The 22,534-nt window shown below is 63.1% G+C and carries 20 protein-coding genes and 1 other RNA gene; 8 read left to right on the top strand and 13 right to left on the bottom strand.

The window, feature by feature from the left end:
• Positions 1 to 5: 5 nt before the first annotated feature.
• Positions 6 to 779: an acyltransferase gene (locus HB630_RS04505; RefSeq protein WP_213770305.1), complete on the bottom strand. Its 774-nt coding sequence runs from the start codon at positions 777 to 779 to the stop codon at positions 6 to 8.
• Between the two features lie 260 nt (positions 780 to 1,039).
• On the opposite strand from HB630_RS04505, the gene ssrA reads away from it, so the two are divergent.
• Positions 1,040 to 1,400, top strand: a transfer-messenger RNA (tmRNA) gene (ssrA, locus tag HB630_RS04510).
• Positions 1,401 to 1,567: 167 nt separating this feature from the next.
• Complete coding sequence (locus HB630_RS04515) at positions 1,568 to 1,804, top strand: hypothetical protein (RefSeq protein WP_213770306.1); 237 nt, start codon at positions 1,568 to 1,570, stop codon at positions 1,802 to 1,804.
• 109 nt (positions 1,805 to 1,913) lie between these two features.
• Here HB630_RS04515 and HB630_RS04520 read toward each other — a convergent pair whose 3' ends face one another.
• Positions 1,914 to 3,122: an MFS transporter gene (locus HB630_RS04520; protein WP_213770307.1), complete on the bottom strand. Its 1,209-nt coding sequence runs from the start codon at positions 3,120 to 3,122 to the stop codon at positions 1,914 to 1,916.
• 98 nt (positions 3,123 to 3,220) lie between these two features.
• On the opposite strand from HB630_RS04520, the gene HB630_RS04525 reads away from it, so the two are divergent.
• Positions 3,221 to 4,126 carry a LysR family transcriptional regulator gene (locus HB630_RS04525; RefSeq protein ID WP_213770308.1) on the top strand — a complete coding sequence of 302 codons (906 nt, stop codon included), beginning with the start codon at positions 3,221 to 3,223 and terminating at the stop codon, positions 4,124 to 4,126.
• A gap of 90 nt (positions 4,127 to 4,216) precedes the next feature.
• On the opposite strand, the gene HB630_RS04530 is transcribed toward HB630_RS04525, so the two are convergent.
• A complete protein-coding gene (locus tag HB630_RS04530; protein WP_213770309.1) occupies positions 4,217 to 4,603 on the bottom strand; it encodes a cupin domain-containing protein in 387 nt (128 codons plus the stop codon).
• Between the two features lie 106 nt (positions 4,604 to 4,709).
• Positions 4,710 to 5,504, bottom strand: a complete 795-nt coding sequence (gene murI, locus HB630_RS04535) for a glutamate racemase (RefSeq protein WP_213770310.1) — start codon at positions 5,502 to 5,504, stop codon at positions 4,710 to 4,712.
• A gap of 155 nt (positions 5,505 to 5,659) precedes the next feature.
• Between murI and HB630_RS04540 the strand changes: the two genes are divergently transcribed.
• Positions 5,660 to 8,089, top strand: a complete 2,430-nt coding sequence (locus tag HB630_RS04540; RefSeq protein WP_249780636.1) for a DUF2235 domain-containing protein — start codon at positions 5,660 to 5,662, stop codon at positions 8,087 to 8,089.
• Positions 8,090 to 8,110: 21 nt separating this feature from the next.
• Here the strand turns inward: HB630_RS04540 and purB are convergent, their stop codons facing one another.
• Positions 8,111 to 9,418, bottom strand: a complete 1,308-nt coding sequence (gene purB / locus HB630_RS04545) for an adenylosuccinate lyase (protein ID WP_213770314.1) — start codon at positions 9,416 to 9,418, stop codon at positions 8,111 to 8,113.
• 490 nt (positions 9,419 to 9,908) lie between these two features.
• Between purB and HB630_RS04550 the strand changes: the two genes are divergently transcribed.
• Positions 9,909 to 10,505 carry a TetR family transcriptional regulator gene (locus tag HB630_RS04550; RefSeq protein ID WP_213770316.1) on the top strand — a complete coding sequence of 199 codons (597 nt, stop codon included), beginning with the start codon at positions 9,909 to 9,911 and terminating at the stop codon, positions 10,503 to 10,505.
• 67 nt (positions 10,506 to 10,572) lie between these two features.
• Here the strand turns inward: HB630_RS04550 and rpe are convergent, their stop codons facing one another.
• The gene (gene rpe, locus HB630_RS04555; protein WP_213770318.1) at positions 10,573 to 11,274 is read right to left on the bottom strand and encodes a ribulose-phosphate 3-epimerase; all 702 of its coding nucleotides are present in this window, start codon (positions 11,272 to 11,274) and stop codon (positions 10,573 to 10,575) included.
• Positions 11,275 to 11,609: 335 nt separating this feature from the next.
• On the opposite strand from rpe, the gene HB630_RS04560 reads away from it, so the two are divergent.
• Positions 11,610 to 12,359 carry an EF-hand domain-containing protein gene (locus HB630_RS04560; RefSeq protein ID WP_213770319.1) on the top strand — a complete coding sequence of 250 codons (750 nt, stop codon included), beginning with the start codon at positions 11,610 to 11,612 and terminating at the stop codon, positions 12,357 to 12,359.
• Positions 12,360 to 12,398: 39 nt separating this feature from the next.
• Here HB630_RS04560 and HB630_RS04565 read toward each other — a convergent pair whose 3' ends face one another.
• Entirely contained in the window at positions 12,399 to 13,394 is a 996-nt protein-coding gene (locus tag HB630_RS04565) for a P1 family peptidase (protein ID WP_213770321.1), read from the bottom strand.
• Between the two features lie 79 nt (positions 13,395 to 13,473).
• Positions 13,474 to 16,209, bottom strand: a complete 2,736-nt coding sequence (locus tag HB630_RS04570; RefSeq protein ID WP_249780693.1) for a PAS domain S-box protein — start codon at positions 16,207 to 16,209, stop codon at positions 13,474 to 13,476.
• A gap of 350 nt (positions 16,210 to 16,559) precedes the next feature.
• Between HB630_RS04570 and HB630_RS04575 the strand changes: the two genes are divergently transcribed.
• Positions 16,560 to 16,946 (top strand): response regulator, encoded by a 387-nt coding sequence (locus tag HB630_RS04575; RefSeq protein WP_213770325.1) that lies wholly within the window; start codon positions 16,560 to 16,562, stop codon positions 16,944 to 16,946.
• 51 nt (positions 16,947 to 16,997) lie between these two features.
• Here the strand turns inward: HB630_RS04575 and HB630_RS04580 are convergent, their stop codons facing one another.
• Positions 16,998 to 18,116 (bottom strand): branched-chain amino acid ABC transporter substrate-binding protein, encoded by a 1,119-nt coding sequence (locus HB630_RS04580; protein WP_213770327.1) that lies wholly within the window; start codon positions 18,114 to 18,116, stop codon positions 16,998 to 17,000.
• 14 nt (positions 18,117 to 18,130) lie between these two features.
• Between HB630_RS04580 and HB630_RS04585 the strand changes: the two genes are divergently transcribed.
• A complete protein-coding gene (locus tag HB630_RS04585; protein WP_213770329.1) occupies positions 18,131 to 18,379 on the top strand; it encodes a hypothetical protein in 249 nt (82 codons plus the stop codon).
• A gap of 16 nt (positions 18,380 to 18,395) precedes the next feature.
• On the opposite strand, the gene HB630_RS04590 is transcribed toward HB630_RS04585, so the two are convergent.
• The 4 genes from HB630_RS04590 to HB630_RS04605 are packed head-to-tail and all read right to left on the bottom strand — an operon-like array spanning position 18,396 to position 22,223.
• Positions 18,396 to 19,142, bottom strand: a complete 747-nt coding sequence (locus HB630_RS04590) for an ATP-binding cassette domain-containing protein (RefSeq protein WP_213770330.1) — start codon at positions 19,140 to 19,142, stop codon at positions 18,396 to 18,398.
• On the bottom strand, positions 19,139 to 19,972 hold the full coding sequence (locus HB630_RS04595) for an ATP-binding cassette domain-containing protein (protein ID WP_213770331.1): 834 nt from the start codon (positions 19,970 to 19,972) through the stop codon (positions 19,139 to 19,141). The genes HB630_RS04590 and HB630_RS04595 overlap by 4 nt, the downstream gene beginning before the upstream one ends.
• The gene (livM, locus tag HB630_RS04600) at positions 19,969 to 21,297 is read right to left on the bottom strand and encodes a high-affinity branched-chain amino acid ABC transporter permease LivM (RefSeq protein ID WP_213770332.1); all 1,329 of its coding nucleotides are present in this window, start codon (positions 21,295 to 21,297) and stop codon (positions 19,969 to 19,971) included. Before livM ends, HB630_RS04595 begins: the two co-directional genes overlap by 4 nt.
• A gap of 11 nt (positions 21,298 to 21,308) precedes the next feature.
• Positions 21,309 to 22,223, bottom strand: a complete 915-nt coding sequence (locus HB630_RS04605; RefSeq protein WP_213770333.1) for a branched-chain amino acid ABC transporter permease LivH — start codon at positions 22,221 to 22,223, stop codon at positions 21,309 to 21,311.
• Positions 22,224 to 22,534 lie beyond the last annotated feature (311 nt).

Below are 22,534 nucleotides of genomic sequence, written 5' to 3' on the forward strand. Positions count from 1 at the left end.
GGCTGTCAGGTTGCGACCGCCCGGACCTGCGCCAGCGGTCTCTGACTGCGCAATTCGGCGGCGATTTCGGTGTTCAGCACCTGTTCCAGCCGGGTCAAGGCCTTGGCGATCAGGGCGCCATCCGTAACCCGGTGATCCCAGCGGATCAGGACGTCGATGGTCCGGTCGGGCGTCACGGTGCCGTAACTGAGGATATACGGTCCCGGACTCAGCGCGTGGAGTTCGCCGGGCCCGTAGGCGGCCACGGAAGTGACCCCGAAACTGCCGAAATAATTGGCGCGCTGGCGGGCGACGTTGAGCCCGAACAGCCAGACCAGGCGGCGTAATGGCAGCGGCAGGGCGGCGGCCCGCAACATCTTGCAAAACGCCCCGACCTCGCTGACCGGCGCGTCCTTGGCGAACCGGATCAGCCGGTCGATCTCCGCCAGGGACTGCGGCGGGTCATCCAGGCTGACTTTCTGCGGCAGGACGCAATCCTCGCCGTTCTCGACGCGGGCGATCGCCACCATGCCGATGCTGCGCGGTAATTCATAGAAATGGGGCCACGGCCATCTGGCATAGAGCGTCCGCAGCACCGGCTGTTCCTGCGCCACCAGCCCGAACGCCTTGACGAAGATCGCAGCCCAGCCAGGCGGCTGCGCGGCCAGCGCGCGGGCCTCCAGCAATCGGGAGATATCGAGATTTCGCCGCAGCGAGACGAAGGGAACGCCGATCGAGGCATGCATCATGTCGTCGATCAGGCGGCGCGGAATTGAGATTTTTCGAATCGTCCCGCGCATCTTTCGCTCGGATCTCCACGACAGCGGATCGGGCGGATGGATTGTCGATCCGCCCGATCCGTCTAGCACGAACCAGCTTGCTTGAGGCCAGTATATATCTCAAATCCTCCCGGCGCATCCTGTCGCATCCCATCGCGAGCGGGACGGGGAATGTGAGGGCGGCGATGGCGGCTTTCCTCGTCACGCTGACCTGTCAGAAACATGGCATTGGCGGTGCCGGCCGCGATCAAAACAGGTTTGGAACCAGGAATATTTGAGCGAGCCTATCTTTCTTCATGGATCGCGCGTACAGAGATTACGTCGCAAGACGATGGCGCTGAAACTCACAGCGGACTGCGGGCAGACCCGGGGGCAGTACCCGGCGCCTCCACCTTAGCAGCTTGAGCTTAAAGGTCTCATCGCGGTGAGATCGATTTTGCCGCAAGGCCGAATTCCAAGGCTGCTAAGGCGGGGGCGAACTAGGATCGATGGCCGCGAAGAAGCTCTGAATTGTGCCCGGCATGATACCGCCGTTATCGGGTCAAAAACCTAAATGCAAACGATAACGTTGCATTGAACGAAGTGCGCCTCGCGGCGTAACTGTTCGGGGTAGGTCCACCTGGCAACAGAACGGCCATCGCCGCGTCATTCCTTCGGGAGTGGCGCGGCTTTTTGCATTCAGGGGCCTGATGACGGCATTCTCGCAGACGTGAACCATCGTGAAGCCGCTATCCCTTGGAGCAATGGTTGCCCGATCGCACATCGTTATTAACGGGCCGTTCGCGCCTTGGCCCATTGGAGCAAATGCGATGCGTTCTGTTTTGGCTTTGGGATTGTTGATCGCACTGGGTGCTTCGGCTGATGCCGCAACCCTGCATCACGCGCGCACCCGCCATCATGTTTTCATTCCTCCCGGCGTCGCCTCGAGCTTTGCCGCCGTTCCGGGCTGGAGCTACGAGCGGCCCCGGTCGCCGATCTATGATGACACCCCCGGCTACAGAGATGCCTCCAAGTCCGGCGGTTCGAGGGCGCTACCCGCTGAGTAGCGGTCGTAAGACATCTGCCGCGTAGGCGAGCGTCGTGAGAGTGGTCTATCGCGTTTTTTAGCGAAGGTGCTTCCGGTTGGCGTGACTAAAACGCGTCAAAACAAAAGAGCTAGCTGGTCGCGATCGGCTTTCCCGGCCAGAAATACCAGACCGAACCGAGCAATTGCAGCAGCACCAGCCCGCTCCAGGCGATGAGGTGGGCTTGTGCGGGATAGTGACCTGCCGCCGCAGGCCAAAGATTCAGCACGGCGCCGACTCCGATCTGCGCGGCAAAAACCAGCAGGAAGATCACGAGATTGAACGCCGCGTTGGCCCGCCCGATCAGATGCAGGGAGAAGTGTCGCGCCATGTCGGCAAAGCTCAGGAAACCAATGCCGCCGAAAGCGCCATAGAGGGTCCATAACAACGTCGCCGGCAGCGGCACCCGCAGCAGGATCAGGATCTGGTCGAGAAGGAAGACTGCCATCCCCGCGCCGCAGAAGCTGTGCAGCGAGACGCTGTGATGGTCGAGACGGCGCGCCAGCGCGCCGAAGCCAACGCTGCCCGCCATCATCGCAAGGCCGAGGATGGACACGAGGGCCGCAGCGTTGCCGGCGTCGAAGCCGGAAACGTCGCGCATGAACGCGCCCGCCCACAGCGACTGCATTCCATAGAAGACGCCTTGGGTCAGCCCTGAGAAGGAAGCGATCTTCCAGAACACGGCGCTTCCCAGAATATGCCGCATGCCGGTGAGTTGCTCGACGATGCTACCCGGCCGATGCGGATGCTCGATGTCGGTCACGCCGAACCACAATCCAATGGCCGCGACGGCCACCGCCATTGCGAGGGCGACGCAGATCGACCGCCAATCCGTCAGGCCGAGCAGCCAGGTGAGCGGCGAGCCGACCGCTACGCCGCCGAGGCCTCCGACCGCCATCGTCATGCCGTTGAGCAGCGGCAATTGCTGCAGCGGAAAATGCTGGGCGAGCGCCTTGAACGCACCGCCCAAGGTGGCGGAGACGCCGACCCCGATCAGGAAGCGGCCGGCCAGCATCACGGGGAAGTTCGGCGCCAATCCGAAAATCAGAACACCGAGCGCCCCGAGCAACAGCAGGGCGGCATTGACCCGTCGCGGGCCGTAGCGGTCGAGCAGCAGCCCGCCCGGTATCTGGGCGATGGCAAATCCCAAAAAGTGGAAGCTCGTCAGGGTGCCGAGATCAATGGCCGAGAGGTGCAGTTCCCGCATCAGGAACGGCGCGAAGCCGATATTAAGGCCGCGCAGCAGGTAGGAGATGAAATAGCCGAGCGCGAAAAGACCAAAGACGCGGAACTTGAGCAAAACCAGCCATCCAGACTTGCAGGAGAGGCTCGGGCACTATCATGGCCGAGGATCGAGAGCTAATATCGATTGGCAATGAAAATCGATAGGTAAAGTCTATGGGTTTCACGCTGACGCAGCTTCGACACTTCGTAGCCATCGCCGAGGATGGACGCATGTCGCGCGCAGCGGAGCGCTGCAACATCGCGCAGCCCTCGCTTTCCACTTCCTTGCGGAACCTCGAAGCAACCCTGGCTGTGACGCTCTTCATCCGCGAGCCGCGCGGGCTGCGCCTGACCGCTGACGGCGAGCGGTTCCTGCGCCACGCCCGGCACCTGCTCTCGGTAGAGCGCGAGGCCGTCGAGGACATGCGGACCGAACCCGATCAGACAGCGGGGGCGGTCAGGATTGCCGTCGCGGAGACCATTAGCGGCTTTCTCGTGCCGTCGCTGCTGCAGCAGGCGGCGCGAACCCTGCCGTTCATGGCGATCGAGATCGAGGAGTTGGGGCGCGAGGCGGCTGAAGAGAAAATCCTGAAGGGCGAACTCGATCTCGCCATGACGATCGTCAACCATCTGTCCGACAGGACGCTCATCGCCTACGACATCCTGCTGCGCTCGCCGCGCCATATCTGGACCTGCGTCGACCATCCGCTGCTCGACCGGGAGACCGTCGGCCTCGCCGATCTCACCGACTATGCCTTCGTTCTCCTCGAAACCGATGATCATGTGTCCATGATCCAGCAATATTGGGCCGCGCAGGGTTTCGCGCCGAAAGTTGCATTCCGCAGCAAATCTCTGGAATGTATCCGCAACCTCGTGGGCCAGGGGATCGGAATTACGATCCTTTCCGACTTCCTCTACCGGGCCTGGTCGCATGACGGCGGCCGTATCCGCCGGAAACCCCTGTCGGATGCAGCGCCGACGCTGGATATCGGTATCGGCCACATGAGAGGCCACGACCTGTCGCCGGGCGCCCGTCGTGTCTTCGACATGATCACGCAATTGGGCCTTGCGACTGGCTAGCTCGGATATCCATGAGGGCGGATCGGGCGGATCGATTTTCGATCCGCCTAGCACGAACCAATTTGCTTGAGGGAAGACGGTTGGCGGCGGCTACGGCGCAGGCGTGGCCAGCGGCTTGGTTTTGTCCACAACGTAGATGCCGAGCAGTTTGACGGGCTTATCGCCTGTAACCTTGACGTCATGCACGGCGCCGGCCGGAATCGAATAGGAATCGCCGGGTTTGAGGTGCTGGGTCGGCTTGCCTTCGACGACGAGGTCGGCTTCGCCGTCCAGCACATAACCGGTTTCGAGACCAGGATGGGTATGGCGTCCGGCGCTGCCGCCCGCAGGAACTTCGGCGATGCCGGTAATGGTCAGATAGCCATCCGGAAATTCGGTCTTTTGCAGCGGCGTACGTTTGATACCGCTTTGCTGGGCGAGGGCGCTACCCGTAAAGGCCAGAGCGACGGTGAGTGCGAGCAGAGTTTTCTTGATCATGGTTTTCCTTCCTGTGCCGGGACAGTAACAGTGCCAGGCACAACGGGAAAGCGCGCGGGCTGCATGGATGGGCGCGCGTTGGCGAGGGCCGGCGGCTGCGCCACCGTCAGGCTGGAACGCGGCCGCCGAAAAACGGCATCAGCGCGCGGTTCAGCGTGTGCGGCCGTCCGGACGTGAAGATCATCTCGGCGCCCTGATCGGCGTCTCCCGCGGCCGGACCGATTAAATCCACCACCCGCCGTGCAATCGCGGGCGCGGGATCGATCCAGTCCACCGGCCACGGCGCCAGCCGGATCAAGCGGTCCAGCAGCAGGGGATAGTGGGTGCAGGCCAGCACCACGGTATCGGTGCGGGTGGCAGCATCCTCGCGGTTGCCGACAAAGCAGGGTGCAAGTTCGGCGGAGAGTACGGAATCGCTTACCGTCCGGCCGTTCAGCGCGGCTTCGGCCAGCGAGGCAAGATCGGCCGAGCCCACCAGCGTCACGTCGCAGCCTTGCGCGAAATCGCGGATCAGCGCGCGGGTATATTCGCGTTGGACCGTGCCGCTGGTGCCGAGCACCGAGACGCGCCTGGTTTTCGAACCGGCGCAGGCCGGCTTGATCGCAGGCACAGTTCCGACGAACGGCACTTTATAGGCGGCGCGCAGATGCGACAGCACCAGCGTGGACGCGGTATTGCAGGCGATCACCACGATGTCGGGCCGATGCGTCGATATCAATTCGCCGATCAGCGGCACCACGCGCGCGATGAGCGCGTCTTCGCTGTGGTGGCCATAGGGAAAGAACGCGTCATCCGCGACATAGACATAATGCGCGTCCGGTCGCGCCTTCACGATTTCACGCAGCACCGTGAGGCCGCCAAGGCCGGAATCGAACACGAGAATGGTGGGAGAAACTGGCACGCGGTTATTTTACACGGTCCGGGGTTACCATTGGGTTGTTAGCGCATATCGGTGCGGGTAGGCAAAGATGTGGCTCCCGCTTTGATTGCGCCTTGTGATTCCTGCAATTTCCGGCGAGCATGAGCATCTGGCAGCATCGTGAGGCGGGGGCGTCGATGCCGAAAAATATTGTCTTGCTTTCGGACGGGACCGGCAACAGCGCGGCAAGCCTGTTCAAAACCAATGTCTGGCGACTGTATCAGATTCTCGATCTCGGCGATCCGCAACGCCAGGTCGCCTTTTACGACGATGGCATCGGCACGTCGTCGTTCAAGCTGTTCGCCATTCTCGGCGGCGTCTTCGGTTTCGGCCTGAAGCGCAACGTGATTGCGATCTACAGTTTCTGCTGCCGCAATTACCGGCCCGGAGACCGCATCTATTGTTTCGGCTTCAGCCGCGGTTCGTTCACGATCCGGGTCGTGGCGGCGATGATCGCTTCGCAAGGGCTGGTCGCTTACAACGACAACGAATCCGACCTCGCGCGCTTCGCCGCCGACGCCTATCGCCGTTACCGGCGGCGGTTCAATGGCGGCATCCTGAAATATCTCGGCAAGGCTCACATCGATCTGCGCGCTATGCGCGATTTCACCATCCGGCAATGGCGCAGGCTCTCCGGCCAGCCGGTGGGCGCGCCGCCGGCGGTGGAAGTCGAGAGCATCCATTTCGTCGGCATCTGGGACACGGTAGACGCCTATGGCGGGCCGATCCAGGAGATGACGCGGGCGATCGACTACTGGATCTGGCCGCTGTCGATGCCGGATCAGTTCATGAGCGCGAAAGTCCTCAAGGCGTGCCATGCGATGTCGCTAGAGGATGAGCGTGACGCGTTCAGCCCGGTGATCTGGGATCAGCGCTATGTCCGCGCGACGGCCAACGTGCCGGGGCACGGCAAGACCGACTGGCTGTTCGATATCGATTACGACCCGCGCAGCGAAGCCGCGAAACTGGCCGAGCCGGCGCCGCATCTGCGGACGCAGCTTCCGGCCATCGATCAGCAAAGGATCAGCCAGGTCTGGTTCGTCGGGGTCCATGCCGATGTCGGCGGCGGCTATCCACAGAACGGTCTTTCCTATGTGACGCTCGACTGGATGCTGGACCGCGCGGAAGCCTACGGTCTCCGATATTTCCCCGGCCAGCGCGCGCAGCAGATCGATCCGCAGATCAATCCGGACGACAAGCTCAACGATTCCCGCAAGGGACTCGCCGCTTATTACCGCTACAAGCCGCGCAATATCCTCGATCTCTACGACGCGCCGCCCTACAAGCCGTCGTTTCGCGAGGATATCGCCCGCATATGGCGCATGTTGCGCGGAACGCCCGATCCGCAGACGAAAATCCTCGACGATCTCTATCCCGGCATGTCGCGGGTGGTGCTGCCGCCGCCACGGGCGACCATGCATGATTCCGTTTTCAGGCGTGTGCAGTCCGGCACCGATCGCTACGTGCCGGTGGTCATGCCGGCAGCCTATACCTACACGACCAAGGCCGGAACGATCACGGACGCCTTGCATCCCGCCGATCCCGGCCATGCGCGGTCGCGTGTCCAGGACGATGTCTGGAACTGGATCTGGCTGCGCCGCGTCGTCTATTTCCTGACGGCCTTTGCCACCTCCTTCGTTGCCGCGATTCCGGTCTGGGTGATCTACGCGCCGGGCTTCGGCAAGGACCAAGTCGGCGGCTTCGTCAATCCGATCGTCAATGCCGCAGCGTCGTTCCTGCCCGGATTCCTGGAGCCGTGGTGGGTCGCGTTCCGTGATGGCCCGGGTTTTGTCCTGATCGGCGCGGCCGCGGCGCTGGCCTTGATGGCCTGGGGCGCGAGGCTGCAGGAGACGATCCATGACGTCGCGCGCGTCGCCTGGCATTCGCCCGCCAGCCACAGGAAACTGACCGGATGGCGCGAGTGGATTTACCGGCTGCGCCGGCTCAGGGTCTATCAGGCGTTTTTCTACGCCCTGTCGCACTGGATCCTGCCGACCGGCATCATGTTCTGGCTGTTCTGGTGGCTCGCCTTTGGGACGGCCAATACGCTCGGTCTGGTCTGCAAAGGAACCGGAGGCGTCGAAGTAAGCGCGTCAGGGCAGGGAACGGGCGCGGCTCAAGCCGGCGTGAAGCCCGTCCTGATGGACACTGCGAACGCGTGCAATGCGACCGCCATGCGGGTGACGGAAGGCAAGACCTACCGGATCACGCTCACGATCAGGGAACCCTGGTTCGACGACAAGACCGCGACGGATCCCAACGGCTTCGGCTGGGGTCAGGCGCCGTGGTGGCAGTCGCCGGGCGCGTTTTACCGGCGTTTGATCTGGTCGAACTGGTTCGTCACTATCCTGCGCGTCGGCGGTCCCGGTTTCGAGGAGCACCGGTTGCAGCTTGAGCAGAAAGATGGTGCGTGGAGCACGAGCTTCGTGCCGCGAAGCAGCGGCGAGGTGTTTCTATACGTCAATGACGCCGTGATCGGTCTGCCCTGGATCTACGATCTGTTCTACCGGAATAACCACGGCACGGCCGAGGTCAAACTCGAGAAACTGGACACCGGCGCGCCTTGATCGGGTCAAGCCCGCGCCGCGTCACGCTTCGCCGAACACGCGCTTGAAGATCGTGTCGACGTGCTTGAGGTGATAACCGAGGTCGAACTGTTCCTCGATCTCGGCATCGCTGAGATATTTCTTCACGTCGGCGTCTTTTTTCAGCAGCGTCTGGAAGTCGCCTTCGCCGCGCCATACCGGCATCGCGTTGCGCTGGACCAGTTTATAGGCGTCCTCGCGGCTCGCACCCTTCTGCGTCAGCGCGATCAGCAGCCGCTGCGAATGCACAAGGCCGCCGAGCCGGTCGAGATTCTTCTGCATGTTCGCAGGATAGATCAGCAGCTTGTCGATCAGGCCGGCGAGGCGGTTGAGCGCGAAGTCCAGCGTTACCGTGGCGTCGGGGCCGATCATGCGCTCGGCCGAGGAATGCGAGATATCGCGTTCGTGCCACAGCACGACATTTTCCAGCGCCGGCGTCACATAGGCGCGCACCATGCGCGAGAGGCCGGTGAGATTCTCCGACAGCACCGGATTGCGCTTGTGCGGCATCGCCGACGAGCCCTTCTGGCCCTCCGAGAAGAACTCCTCGGCTTCCAGCACTTCGGTGCGCTGCATGTGGCGGATTTCGGTGGCCAGCCGCTCGATCGAGGAGGCGATCACCCCTAACGTGGCGAAATACATCGCATGGCGGTCGCGCGGGATCACCTGGGTCGAGATCGGCTCCGGCACCAGGCCCATCGCCTTGGCGACATGTTCTTCGACGCGCGGATCGATCTGGGCGAAGGTGCCGACCGCGCCTGAGATCGCGCAGGTCGCGACTTCCTTGCGCGCATTGACCAGGCGTTCGCGGGCGCGGGAAAATTCAGCAAAGGCATAGGCGAGCTTCAGCCCGAACGTCACCGGCTCGGCATGAATGCCGTGGGAGCGGCCGATCGCCGGTGTCATCTTGTGCTCGAAGGCGCGCTTTTTCAGCGCCGCCAGCACCTTGTCCACGTCGGATATCAGGAGATCCGCGGCGCGGGTCAGCTGCACGTTGAGGCAGGTGTCGAGCACGTCGGACGACGTCATGCCCTGGTGTACGAAGCGGGCTTCGGGGCCGACGATTTCCGCCAGATGGGTCAGGAAGGCGATGACGTCGTGCTTGGTCTCGCGCTCGATTTCATCGATTCGGGCGACGTCGAAGGTGACATCCCTGGCCTTGGCCCAGATCGTCCTGGCGGCCTCCTTGGGGATCACGCCGAGTTCCGCCAGCGCATCCGCCGCATGGGCTTCGATCTCGAACCAGATCTTGAAGCGGGTCTGGGGTTCCCAGATCGAGGCCATTTCCGGGCGGGTGTAGCGGGGGATCATCGACGGCTCATGGCTCCAATGGATATGGCGCAAATATGGGGACTCGTCCGGCCTTTAGCAGAGCCGCCCCGGTCAGACAAACGCCAGCCGCAGTGGGCCGGGATGGCCGGATCCGAGGGCGTCCGGCCGGGTAAAGTCACGGTTTATTGACTGACAGATATTGAAATCTGTCAGCGCGATCTCTATAAATGTCGCAGCCACCGCGAAGGCGCGGGGACCAAGCCAAGAAAATCTGCTGGGACATACTGCAATGACAACTGAAATTCTGAATTTGACCACACAATTCCAACGCTGGCTCAACGAACGCGTCGCCCGCCATCTGGCGGACCAGGCGGCGAAGCTGGCGCGCTAGGGCATGATCGGTTCTGATTCAATCAGAACCGAAGCCCTAGATTCTTGTTTTGACGCGTTTTCTTCACGCGAACCGGTGTCCACTTCGCTCGAAAACGCTCTAGATCGTGCCGGACCGCCAGAAACAAATGGGGTGCCTATGAACGAAGTCGTTACTCTGACCCCCGAGCGCATTCTCGAAGTCACGGAAGACGTTCTGCGCCGCTACGGTCTGGCGAAAGCCACGGTGGTGGACGTCGCCCGTGCGCTCGATGTGAGTCACGGCAGCGTCTACCGGCACTTTCCAAGCAAGGCCTCGTTGCGCGAGGCGGTGGCCAAGCGATGGCTCGACCGGACCAATGCGCCGTTGCAAAAAATCGCGGAAAGTTCGGGACCGGCGCCAGACCGGCTTGAGAACTGGCTGCGCACGATGATTGCGATCAAGTGCAAAAAGGTCACCGAAGATCCCGAGATGTTCGCGACCTATCTGACGCTGGCCCGCGAGGCCTGCAAGGTGGTGAGGGCGTACAAGGACAGTCTGGTCGACCAGATCGCGCATATCTTGTCGGACGGCGTCGAGCAGGGCTTGTTCGAGGTCGCCGACGTAAAAACCTCGGCACGCGCGCTTTTCGACGCCACCAGCCGCTACCACCATCCGGCTCACGCCGATGAATGGACCGACCCGGAACTCACGGCAAAGATCGATACCTTGCTGACGCTGTTGTTGAGGGGACTGGAAGCGCGGAAGAAGCCTTGATCGTTGTTCGGCGGGATGGTGAAGCGTTTTCTGAACGCGAACCGGTATCCGCCTCTTTCGATGCGCTTTAAACCATCTCGCCGCGCGCTGAGGCGGCCGCATTGCGGATCGCGGAGATGTTCGCCCTATAGCTTTCCAGGGTGCCGCCCCTGAACACGGCGGAGCCCGCCACGAACGCATTGGCGCCGGCGGCGGCGAGCGGGCCGGCAACATCGGCCCCGACACCGCCATCGACCACGATATCGATCGGCCGTCCCGCGGTCATCGCCCTGAGATCGCCGACCTTGCCCACGGCCGAACGAATAAAGGCCTGGCCGCCGAAGCCGGGATTGACCGACATCACCAGCACCAGATCGATCATGTCGATCACATATTCGATGGCCGAGATCGCCGTGGCCGGATTGAGCGAGACGCCGGCCTTCTTGCCGAGCGCGCGGATCGCCTGCAGCGAGCGGTGCAGATGTGGACCGGCTTCGGCATGCACCGTGATGTGGTCGCAGCCGGCTTTCGCAAACGCCTCGAGATAGGGATCGGCAGGCGCAATCATCAGATGCGCGTCGAAGGTCTTCTTGGTGTGCGGCCGCATCGCCTTGATGACGTCGGGGCCGTAGGAAATGTTGGGGACGAAATGCCCGTCCATCACGTCGAGATGAATCCAGTCGGCGCCGGCCGAATCGACGGCACGGACCTCTTCGCCCAGTTTCGAGAAGTCCGACGCCAGGATCGAGGGGGCGATGATCAGGGGGCGTGACGCAAATTGCTGGGACATGTGCGTTTTCCCTTTGGGTTCCGAAACCATCCGGACTTCAAAACCACTTCGACTTCAAGAACATGCGGAACGGCCCTCGCGTAACATGCGCAAAGCCCGGGGGCAATGTGACCGGGATTGCGTGGCGAGAGGCCCGGCAAAAGACCACGCCTGGCAAGACCTTCGCATGGAGGCGGAAAATTCTGCCGTGGTGGCATCAATTGCCGGGCTCTCGCTCCACCCGGAATCCAAAAACCCGAGGTTTTACCGGGCTTTTCAGCATGGCACGGCGCTTGCTGACATATCGGTGATGAAAGCCTTGGCCGTATTTTTGCGGCTTGTATCGGAGCTTGATCATGCTGATGGCCTTGGGCGCCGCGTCGGCCGCGTGGGATACGATTCAGAAGCTGGCCTCCTCGTCGGCGTCGTCTTCGACCCAGTCCACCGGCTTTTTTGCGAGCGGGGCGGACCCGTTCGAAATGTCCGGTTCCGCTTCACCTCAGGCAGCCTCGCCGCAGACGGCCGCGCCCAAGGCGACCGGTTTCTCTACGACCTCCACGTCGCAGATCGCGCCGGCGACGATGCAGGCGCTGCTGGCGGCCCAGGGCCAGTCGTCGACAACGACCTCGGCTTCGGAAAGCCCGAAAGCGTCGTTGCAGGATCTGTTTTCGCAGATCGACGGCAATGGCGATGGCCAGATCACCAAATCGGAATTCGAGAGCGCGCTGGGCGCCGGTGGCACCAACCTCGCGCAGGCCGATGATGTGTTCAGCAAGCTCGACGCGAATGGCGACGGTTCGGTGGACCTCAGCGAATTGTCGCAGGCGCTGAAGGGATCCGGCAAAGGCGGCGGCCACGGACATCATGCCGGCGGGTCCAGCTCCAGCAGTACCGATCCGAGCACCGATCCGTTTCTTCAGGCGCTTCAGGCCTCGTCTGCCGCGGCATCGAACGACAATTCATTGAGTTCGGCGTCGCTGATCCCGGCTAATACCTCGTCGCTGACGCCGGTATCGTTGGGCGCGTCCGGCGCTGCGACCATGTCCTACAATGCGGCCGAGCAGATGTTTCAACGCGGATCCCCGATGTTGGCGCTCCACGCCTGAGTTCGGGTTCTGATTCAATCAGAGCCGGAAAAATTCCGGCTATCCGAAGCGATCCTTCCAGGCCGGCAACGCGCCGGGGAAGGGCAGTGCGGTCGCGGCATAAACGCCGCGCGCGATGGCGCGGGCCGTGACGTTGGCGGCGACCATGCCGAGTTCGGTGAGGCCGTACAGCGGATCGATCGGTTTTTCGCAGGTGGCGGCGGCGAACACCACGTCGCCGTCGAGCGGCGCATGCACCGGATAGATCGCACGGGCAAAGCCGGTCTGCGCGATCATGGCGAGCCGCTTGGCCTGGGTTTTTGTGAGCACGGCATCGGTCACGACCACCGCCAGCGTCGTGTTCTCCACGGCGGTCGCCGCCGGGCCGCCCTTGAGGCGCGGCGCTAGCATGTCGGGCGTGAACGAGGCCGGCAGTCCACGCCCGCCATATTCGCCGCCGATCTCGAACGGCGCGGCCCAGAACCACGGTCCGTCCCCGACCGTGACGCTGCCGACGGCGTTGACCACCGCAAGTGCGGCGACCTTGATGCCGCTCTGTGTTGTCGCCGAGGCCGAGCCAAGACCGCCCTTTAAGTTGGCCACGGTGGCGCCGAGGCCGGCGCCGACGCTGCCGAGCGCGAAATCCGTCGCTGCCGCGGCGGCAGCCGCATAACCCAGATCGCGGTACGGCGAAAAGCGGCCCCAGGCCTTGTTGCCGCCGTTCAACAGATCGAAGCAGATCGCGCCGGGCACGATCGGAATCACGGCTTCGCGGATCCGGAAGCCCCGGTCCTGTTCGGCGAGCCAGGCCTGAACGCCGCCGCCGGATTCCAGCCCGAAGGCCGAGCCGCCCGAGAGCGCGATGGCGTCGATCCGCTCGACGGTGCTGACGGGATCGAGCAGCGAACCTTCGCGGGTGCCGGGACCACCGCCGCGCACATCCATCGAGGCGACGGCGGAGGTGTCGAAAATCACCGCGGTAACGCCGGATCCGAGTGCGGCATCGTCGGCATGGCCGACGCGAACGCCTGCAATATCGGTGAGAAGGTTTTTCACGGAGCCATTCCATCGAAGCATGATCCGGTCATGCCCCTCGATCGTTCGTCGTCGCGATCCGACAGTCGCGAAAAAAGCTTCAATTGTCGAGGGCCATCCGGATCAGCTTCGCCAGCTCCGGCTTGCGATAGGGCTTGGCGAGCAACAGCACGCCGGCGTCGAGACGCCCGTGATGGACGATCGCGTTTTCGGTATATCCCGATGTGAACAGGACCTTGAGCGAGGGCCGCCGCTTCAGCGCCTCGTCGGCGAGCCGGCGGCCGTTCATCGTGCCCGGCATGATGACGTCGGTGAACAACAGATCGATCGCCGCGTCGCTGTCGATCAGCGCCAGCGCCTCCTTGGCGTTGCCCGCCTCCAGCGTGGAGTAGCCGAGGCTGTGGATCTGGGTAATCACATATTTGCGCACCAGCGTATCGTCCTCGACGACCAGGATCGCCTCGTGTCCCCCCTGCGGGGACGAGGACGACAACACTTCGCCTGAGTCCTGATCCAGTCCGAACGCCCGCGGCAAATACAGTTTGACGGAAGTGCCGTGTCCTTGCTCGCTGTAGATCTTGATGTGGCCGTTGGATTGCTTGACGAGGCCATAGACCATGCTGAGGCCAAGGCCGGTGCCCTTGCCGACTTCCTTGGTGGTGAAGAAGGGGTCGAAAACCCGATCGAGGTCTTTGGCGGCAATTCCGGAGCCGGTGTCGCTGACGGCGATCATGACGTAATGACCCGGCGCGACCTCGATATTCATGTCGGCATAGGCCTGATCAAGATAGGTGTTCTTGGTCTCGATCGCGAGACTGCCGCCGCCTGGCATGGCGTCGCGCGCGTTGAGCGCGAGGTTGAGGACGGCGGTGGTGAGCTGGCTCGGATCGACCAGCGCGGTCCAGGCGTCCTCGGCCAGCAACGATTCGATCTGGATATGCTCTCCCAGCGTCGGGCGCAGCAGTTTCACGGTTTCGACCAGGAGCGCGTTGACATCGATCTCGCGCGGCCGCAACGGCTGCTTGCGGGCAAAGGCGAGCAGATGCTTGGTCAGTTGGCCGCCGCGTTCGGCGGCATCGTCGATCATCTTGGCGATGGCCGCGAGTTCCGGGCGATCGGTGACCGCCTCGGCCAGGATTCCGATGGTGCCGGTGATGACGGTCAGGATGTTGTTGAAGTCGTGGGCGACGCCGCCGGTCAACTGGCCGACCGCCTCCATCTTTTGGACCTGGCGCAGTTGCGCTTCCGCCGCCCGCTTTTCGGTGAGATCCCGGCCGATGACGAAGTGGCGCCGGGCCGGCTCCGACCATGTGCCCATCCAGTTCAGCACCACCTCGCGGCCGTCCTTGTGGATGTAGCGCGTCTCGAAATTGCGCAGCTGCGCGCCGCGCCGCGCCGCGCGCATCTCGTTACGCGCCTCTTCGAGATCGCCGGGATGGATGAATTCGACCGCGCTGTGTCCGATCATTTCCGAAGGTTGGTAACCCAGGATGGCAAGCGAACTGGGACTGACCTGAACGAAATTTCCGGCCGAATCCGTCACCAGGATGAGATCCTGCGACGTTTCGAAAATGCGCTGGCGCTCCTCGATCTCGCGGTTGAGCGCCCTTTGTGTCCGTTTGCGCTCGCCGATGTCGCGCGCGGTCTTGGAAATGCCGATGATCTCGCCGCTCGCCGACCGGATCGGAGCGATGGTCAGAGAGACCTCGACCTGCCGTCCATCCTTGTGCAGACGCACCGTCTCGTGCTGCTCGACGGTTTCGCCCTGGCCGATCTGATCGAAAATCCCGTCCAGTTCGGCTCGCCGGTCGGGCGGCACGATGATGTCGATGCGGCTGCCGACGGCCTCGGCGGCGGTAAATCCGAACAGGCGCTCGGCGGAGCGGTTCCAGCCGGTGATGGTGGCGTCGGATGCCTGGGTGATGATGGCGTCGTTGGACGATTCCACGACCGCGCTGAACAGCCGTTCGCGTTCGCCATGCCGGTCCCTTTCCGACGCCTGTTGTCGGCGCAGGGTCTGCAGCAGGCGAGACAGCTGGGCCTGAACCGCAACATTGTCGAACAGCAGCACCGCCAGCACGAAACTCGCGGCGCTGAGCCCGTAGAGGCGACCGGCATAAAAACCGAGGTCGAACCGCCCGACATTGACCATCGTGGACAATGCGATGTCGAACAGCCACGCGCATAATACGACGACGAGCCAGATGTCGATCAGGCTGTGCGGCCGCCGAAGCAGCAGCGCCAGCAGCGCCGCGAAGCAGCACAGCAATATCGCGGTCACGACGCCGACCATGACGGTGGTGTGGTGGCCCTCGCTCAACAGCGTGGGCAGGATATCGTGCCTGCTGGTGACGACCCAGACCAATGCGGCGGTCGCAACGCCGACGGCGACGGCGCTCGCCAGGATCGCCCGGACGGCCGGTCCCCGTACCCGGGCCTGCCTGTCCTTGAGCAACGCATAACCCAGCACCAGCAGCGGGAAGACGCCGTGCCAGGCCATGTAGAGCCAGACCGTGCTCTGCGGGCCGGTGTTGAAGAGGCCGGTGGGCGCGAACACACCCGGAAACGTCAGGGCGTGGGCGACCGCGGCGGCCGCGGTGAACAGATATCCGCTGGCGAGCAGCAGCAGCGACCATGAGCGCGAGATGTTGAATTGCGAAAACAGAAGCAGCGCGGTGATGAGATCGTTGACCGCGAGCGCGGACTGATAGCTGGCGACAAATGACGGGATCGGTGTGAGCTGCATGCCGGCAAAGGGCACCACGCATGCGAACAGGATCGCGGAGACGCCGACGACGGCGAGCGCCGTCGCATGTTCGCGGCGTGTCGCCGGCATGGTCGAGAGGAAGAGCTTGTGGTCGTCGTCCGACTGCACCGTCGCCTCCTGCAACCGGCATCGCATGGCATGTTAGCGCGCCCGTTGAAACCGCCCATTTAGCCGATATGCCATATCAGCCGGGGACGATTTTGCAGGGCCTTGCCTTGACACGGCGTTGGCCGGCGCGATCGCTCCCGTGAGTCCTGCTCCAGGTCGTGGCAACCCAAGGTTATGTATTTGTTAATCCGGGCCGAGTTCGACCGTTAAGAGTAACCGGGTCTTTACTCACCGGCTCAATAATGTCGCGAAGGTCTGATCAATGCCGGGAAGGCGATATAGGCTGGTGTAAGGCCGGTCCCGGAGCGCCCATGCCCCGCATTTTAGTAATAGACGACCAATCCGACGTGCGCGCGATGATTTCCATCGTGCTCCGAGTCCAGCGTTTCGAGATCGTGGAGGCTGCGACCGCGGCCGCGGCATTGCAGGCGTTCGAGGATTCGAACTTCGATCTCGCGATCGTCGACATCTTCCTGCATGGAACGAACGGCTTCGAATTGATCCAGATGATGCGCGAACGCATTCCGGACCTGCCGGTGATCGCCATTTCGGGCATGACGACGTTCGACTTCGTTTCCGCGTCGCCCGAATTGTCCGACATCGTGTGTTTGCAGAAGCCGTTTCGTCCCAACGATCTGGTTCGCGCGATCGAAGCCGCGCAAGGGCAGTGCCGATCCCAGGTTGCGACAGGCCTTTGACAAACGCCCCGGCGAACCGGGACGTTGAACGTCGCGACAGCGTTGAAAGCCTTACGATCCCTTCGGATTGATCTCGGCGGCGTTGCCGTTGGCGTCCCACTTCCAGACCACATAGGCGTTCTGCTTGATGTCGCCCTTGGCGTCGAACGACAAATTGCCGATGACGGTATCCCACGTGCCGGCCTTGATCACGTTCATCACCTTCTGGGCATCGGTCGAGCCGGCCTTCGCTGCCGCCTGCGACCACACCTGCATCGCGGCGTAAGTGTAGAGCGTGTAGCCTTCGGGATCGATGTTCTTGGCCTTGAACTCCTCGACGATCGCCTTGGCGGCGGGGTTGTTGCGTGGATCGGGACCGAAGGTGAACAGCGTGCCTTCCGCGGCAGGACCGGTGATCGACGCGAATTCCTTGTCGTTGAGGGCGTCGCCCGCCATCATCACGGTCTTAAGGCCCTGGTCGCGCATCTGGCGCAGGATCAACCCGGCCTCCTGGTGGTAACCGCCGACATAGACCAGATCGATATTTTCAAGTTTCAGGCGCGATACGATGGCGTTAAAATCCTTGTCGCCCTTGTTGTAGGATTCGAACATCTTCTCGGTGAAGCCGGCAGCGTTCAGCGCCTTCTTGGTTTCGTCGGCGAGACCCTTGCCGTAGCTGGTCTTGTCGTTGAGGATCGCGACGTTCTTGCCGGCGAATGCCTTGATGATGTAGGCGGCGGCGGCCGGACCTTGCTGATCGTCGCGGCCGCAGACGCGTGCGACATTCCAGAGCTTGCCGTCGGTGAATTTCGTCGCCGTGGAAGCCGGCGTGATCTGCAATACATTGCCGTCTTCATAGGCTTCCGACGCCGGAATCGAGGATGAAGAACAATAGTGGCCGGCCACGAACGGAATTCTCGCGCTTCCGATTTTTTCCGCGACCGAGAGCGCCTGCTTGGGATCGCAGGCGTCGTCCTCGACATCGAGTGCGAGTTTCTTGCCCAGCAGGCCGCCGGCGGCGTTGAAGTCGGCCACCGCCTGTTCGGCGCCATTCCTCATCTGCCGGCCGAATGCGGATTCGCCGCCCGTCATCGGGCCCGCCACCGCCACGGTGATGTCCTGCGCCAGCGCCGTTGTCGAAAACAGCAGCGATGCGCCGAATGCCAGGCCGATCAGCTTCAATGGTGTCATCAGGAGTCCTCGCGGTGGATCGCCATGCGGCTGAAGATTTCCGCCATTGTCGGCTGAATTTACCGCCAAGTCATCGGCAAATTTCGGGCAGCTTTGCGGTGAAGTCATCGGCAATTTTCGGGGTAGAGCGGCCACTTCGTCATTCATCAACGTCATTCCGGGGCGCGCCTCTTGGCGCGAGCCCGGAATCCATCGGGCCACATGCGCAGGCGGCGGAATGGATTCCGGGTTCGATGCTGCGCATCACCCTGGAAGGACGGTAGCAGGTTCATAAGTGAATTACCCGCGCCGGCCGCCTTCCAGATAGGCGGAGCGGACTTCCGGACGTTGCAGCAATTCGTTGCCGGTTCCGCTCAGCGTGATCAGGCCGTTGACCATGACATAGCCGCGATGGGCGAGCTTGAGCGCGTGATTGGCGTTCTGCTCGACGATCAGCACGGTGAGGCCGTCCTGCCGGTTCAAGGTGCGGATGGCGTCGAAGATCTGGCGTGCGACCAGCGGCGCCAGCCCCAGCGAAGGCTCGTCCAGCATCAACAGGCGAGGGCGGCTCATCAGCGCGCGGCCGATCGCCAGCATCTGCTGCTCGCCGCCGGACAGGGTACCGCCGCGCTGGGCCATGCGTTCCTTGAGCCGTGGAAACAGCGTGACGACGCGCTCCAGCCCGGTGGCGCGATCGGCCTCGCTGCACTCGGTGGCGTCGGCGCCCATCTGCAAATTTTCCGCCACGCTCATGCGCGGGAAAATCCGCCGGCCCTCGGGCGATTGCGCGATGCGCAATCGGGCAATCTCATGCGTCGCCATGCCGGTGATGTCGCGTCCATCGAACCGGATCTGTCCGGCGCGGGCGCGCGGCCGGCCGAAGATCGTCATCATCAGCGTCGACTTGCCCGCGCCGTTGGCGCCGATCAGGGCCACGATCTCGCCCGGGTTGATGTCGAGATCGACGCCCTTCAGCGCTTCGATCTTGCCATAGGCTGCGCGCAGGCCCCGGATCTCGAGCAGGGGCTTGACGGACGGAGCGGTCACGTGCCGCTCTCCATCACCGCGATGGCTTCTTCTTCGTCGGCGCCGAGATAGGCGGCGATCACCTTCGGATCGTCGCGCACCTCGCGCGGCGCGCCTTCGGCGATCTTGACGCCGTAGTCCATCACCACGATGCGGTCGGAAATTTCCATCACCACCGACATATCGTGTTCGATCAACAGGATCGAGGTGCCGTAATCGGCGCGGATCGACAGCAGCAATTCGCTCAAGCCGGCGCTTTCGCGCGCGTTCAGTCCGGCGGCCGGCTCGTCGAGGCAAAGCAGCACCGGTCCAGTACACATCGCGCGCGCGATCTCGAGGCGGCGCTGATCGCCATAGGGCAGATTGCCGGCGGCGTCGTCGGCGCGGTCGAGCAGGCCGATGCGGTCGAGCCAGAGTTTGGCCTGATCGATCGCGTGCTTCTCGGCACTGCGCCAGGACGGCGCGCCGATCAGGCCGAGAAAGGTCAGGCCGGAGGCGCGCATCAGCGCGTTGTGCTGCGCGACCATCAGGTTTTCCAGCGCCGTCATGCCGGGAAACAGCCGGATGTTCTGGAAGGTGCGGGCGACCTTGGCCTGTCTTGCGATCCGGAAATCGTTCAGCCGTTCAAGCTGGATAGCCGTACCGTTGGCGGGCGTCAGGCGAATGGCGCCGGAGGTTGGCTTGTAGAAGCCGGTGACGCAGTTGAACACGGTGGTCTTGCCGGCGCCGTTCGGCCCGATGAGCGCCGTGATCTCACCCCGCCCGGCGGCGAACGACAGGTCGTTGACGGCGACGATGCCGCCGAACCGCATGGTGAGGTGATCGACGCTGAGAATGTCGCCGCCGCTCATCCATGCCCCTCCTTGACGAGGTCGGACGAGATCGCCTGCGACTGCTTGAGGAAAACCGTCGGCGCGCGGTGGCCGATCAGCCCGCGCGGCCGCCAGATCATCAACAGCACCATCGCAAGGCCGAACACCAGCATGCGGAATTGCTCGAGACCGCGAAACAGTTCGAAGCCGCCGATCATGGCAAGTGCGGCGAGCGCGACGCCGAGCTGCGAGCCCATGCCGCCGAGCACGACGATCGCCAGCACCAAAGCCGATTCCTGGAAGGTGAAGGATTCCGGGCTGATGAAGCCCTGCCGCGTCGCGAAGAACGCGCCGGCGAAGCCGCCGAACATCGCGCCGGTCGCGAACGCCGTCAGCTTCGTTGTCGTGGTGTTGATGCCGAGCGCGCGGCAGGCGACTTCGTCTTCGCGCAGCGCTTCCCAGGCGCGCCCGATCGGAAGGCGGCGCAGCCGGATCGTCACCCAGTTGGTGAGCAATGCCAGCGCCAGGATCAGATAGAACAGGAACACGATGCGATGGGTCGGCGAGAAGGGAATGCCGAGTTTCGCGGCAAGGCCGTTGTCGCTGGCAGTGAGCGGAATGCCAAAAAATGTCGGGCGCGGAATGCCGCTGATCCCGTTGGGACCGCCGGTCAGGCTTTGCCAGTTGATGATGACGAGACGGATGATTTCGCCGAAGGCCAGCGTCACGATCGCGAGGTAATCGCCGCGCAGCCGCAGCACCGGAAAGCCCAGCAGCACGCCCCAGAACGCGGCGAGGATGCCGGCCAGCGGCAGGCAGACCCAGAACGACAGGTCGAAATTGGTCGACAGCAGCGCGTAGGAATAGGCGCCGACCGAGTAGAACGCGACGTAACCGAGATCGAGCAGGCCGGCGAGGCCGACCACGATGTTCAATCCCCAGCCGAGCATCACATAGGTCAGCACCAGGATGCCGAGATCGAGAATGTAGCGCTGGTGGTAGAAGATCACCGGCACCAACAGCGCGAAGATCAGAAGCGCCGGCGCCACCAGGCGTCCGGCGACCGCAAGCGTGGTTTGCACGGGCGGCGGAATGACCCTGATGGTGGTGCCGGCCGCGCCCCACCATTGCCGCAGCAATTCCACCACGATGCTGCCGCCGAACACGATGGCGACCATCGAAGCCAGATCGCCGAACCGCGTCCAGTAGATCAATTGCCCGGTGGGGCCGGCCTCGGTGCGGATTCCGATCATCAGCGAGAACAGCACCAGCGCGACCAAGGCGCTGATCAGGGCTTTCTTGAAGATGAAGGCTGCGCCAGTCGCGCGCGACGTTGACGTTCTCTCGGGCGCGGATGCTGTCACGCCGTTGTCCGTCAAACTTTTTCGACTTCAGGCCGGCCCAACAGGCCCGTGGGCAGGAAGATCAGCACGATGATCAGTATCGAGAACGCCGCGACATCCTTGTACTCGACCGAGAAATAGGCCGACCACAGCGTCTCGATCAGCCCGATCGCAAGCCCGCCCAGCATCGCTCCGGGCAGCGAGCCGATGCCGCCGAGCACGGCCGCGGTGAAGGCCTTGATGCCGGCGACGAAGCCCATGAAGAAATCGACCAGGCCGTAATAGAGCAGGTACATCATGCCGGCGACGGCCGCGAGCGCGGCGCCGATCACGAAGGTCATCGAGATGGTGCGGTCGACATCGACGCCCAGCAGCGCCGCCATGGTCTGGTCCTGTTCGCAGGCGCGCATGTCGCGGCCAAGCCGCGTCCGCGACACCAGCCAGGTGAAAATCGCCAGCAGCACGATGGTGGTGACGACGACGACGATCTGTGCGTTGGAGAGCCGCACCGCGAAGCCGTTCTGTTCCAGCAGGGTGTAGCCGCCGGTGATGATCGGCGGCACCGGCTTGACCCGGGCGCCTTGCGCCACTTGCGAGAAGTTCGACAGCACGAACGACATGCCGATCGCCGACAGCATCGGCGCCAGCCGGAACGAATGCCGCAGCGGCCGGTAGGCGATGCGCTCCACGGTCCAGCCATAGAGCGCGGTGATCGCCATCGATACCAGAAGCACGATCAGCAGGATCAGGGGAATCGCGGTGAGGCCGATCGAAACCAGCACCAGGAACGAAATCAGCGCGATAAAGCCGCCGATCATGAAAATATCGCCGTGGGCGAAATTGATCATGCCGACGATGCCGTAGACCATCGTATAGCCGATGGCGATCAGGCCATAGATCGAGCCGAGCACGATGCCGTTGATGACTTGCTGGGCGAAATAGTCCATGCGTTGCCGCCGGTTGGAGTATTTTCCGGCAAAGCGGTCCGGTTTGCCGTGAAGGAGATGGGCGCTTTAACAACTTCCGCGGCGATGGCCCCGGCAGCCGGAACGGCGCGCCGTCCCGTTTTCTAACAGTGGGAACCGGGGGCGGCAACAGCGCGCGCCGCGGCGGGCAGGCTTTGTGCATAGGTAGTTTTGGCTAGAGTTCCGGCGCCGCGGCAATGCCACGCGAAGATCAAACTGGAACCCGCAGTTTTAATGCAACCATTGGAGAGCTCTCTGAATTACCCTCGGTTAGCGTTCAACAAGGGAGACTC

Origin of the sequence: Bradyrhizobium sp. dw_78, assembly GCF_018449525.1 — a bacterium.
GTDB lineage: Bacteria > Pseudomonadota > Alphaproteobacteria > Rhizobiales > Xanthobacteraceae > Bradyrhizobium.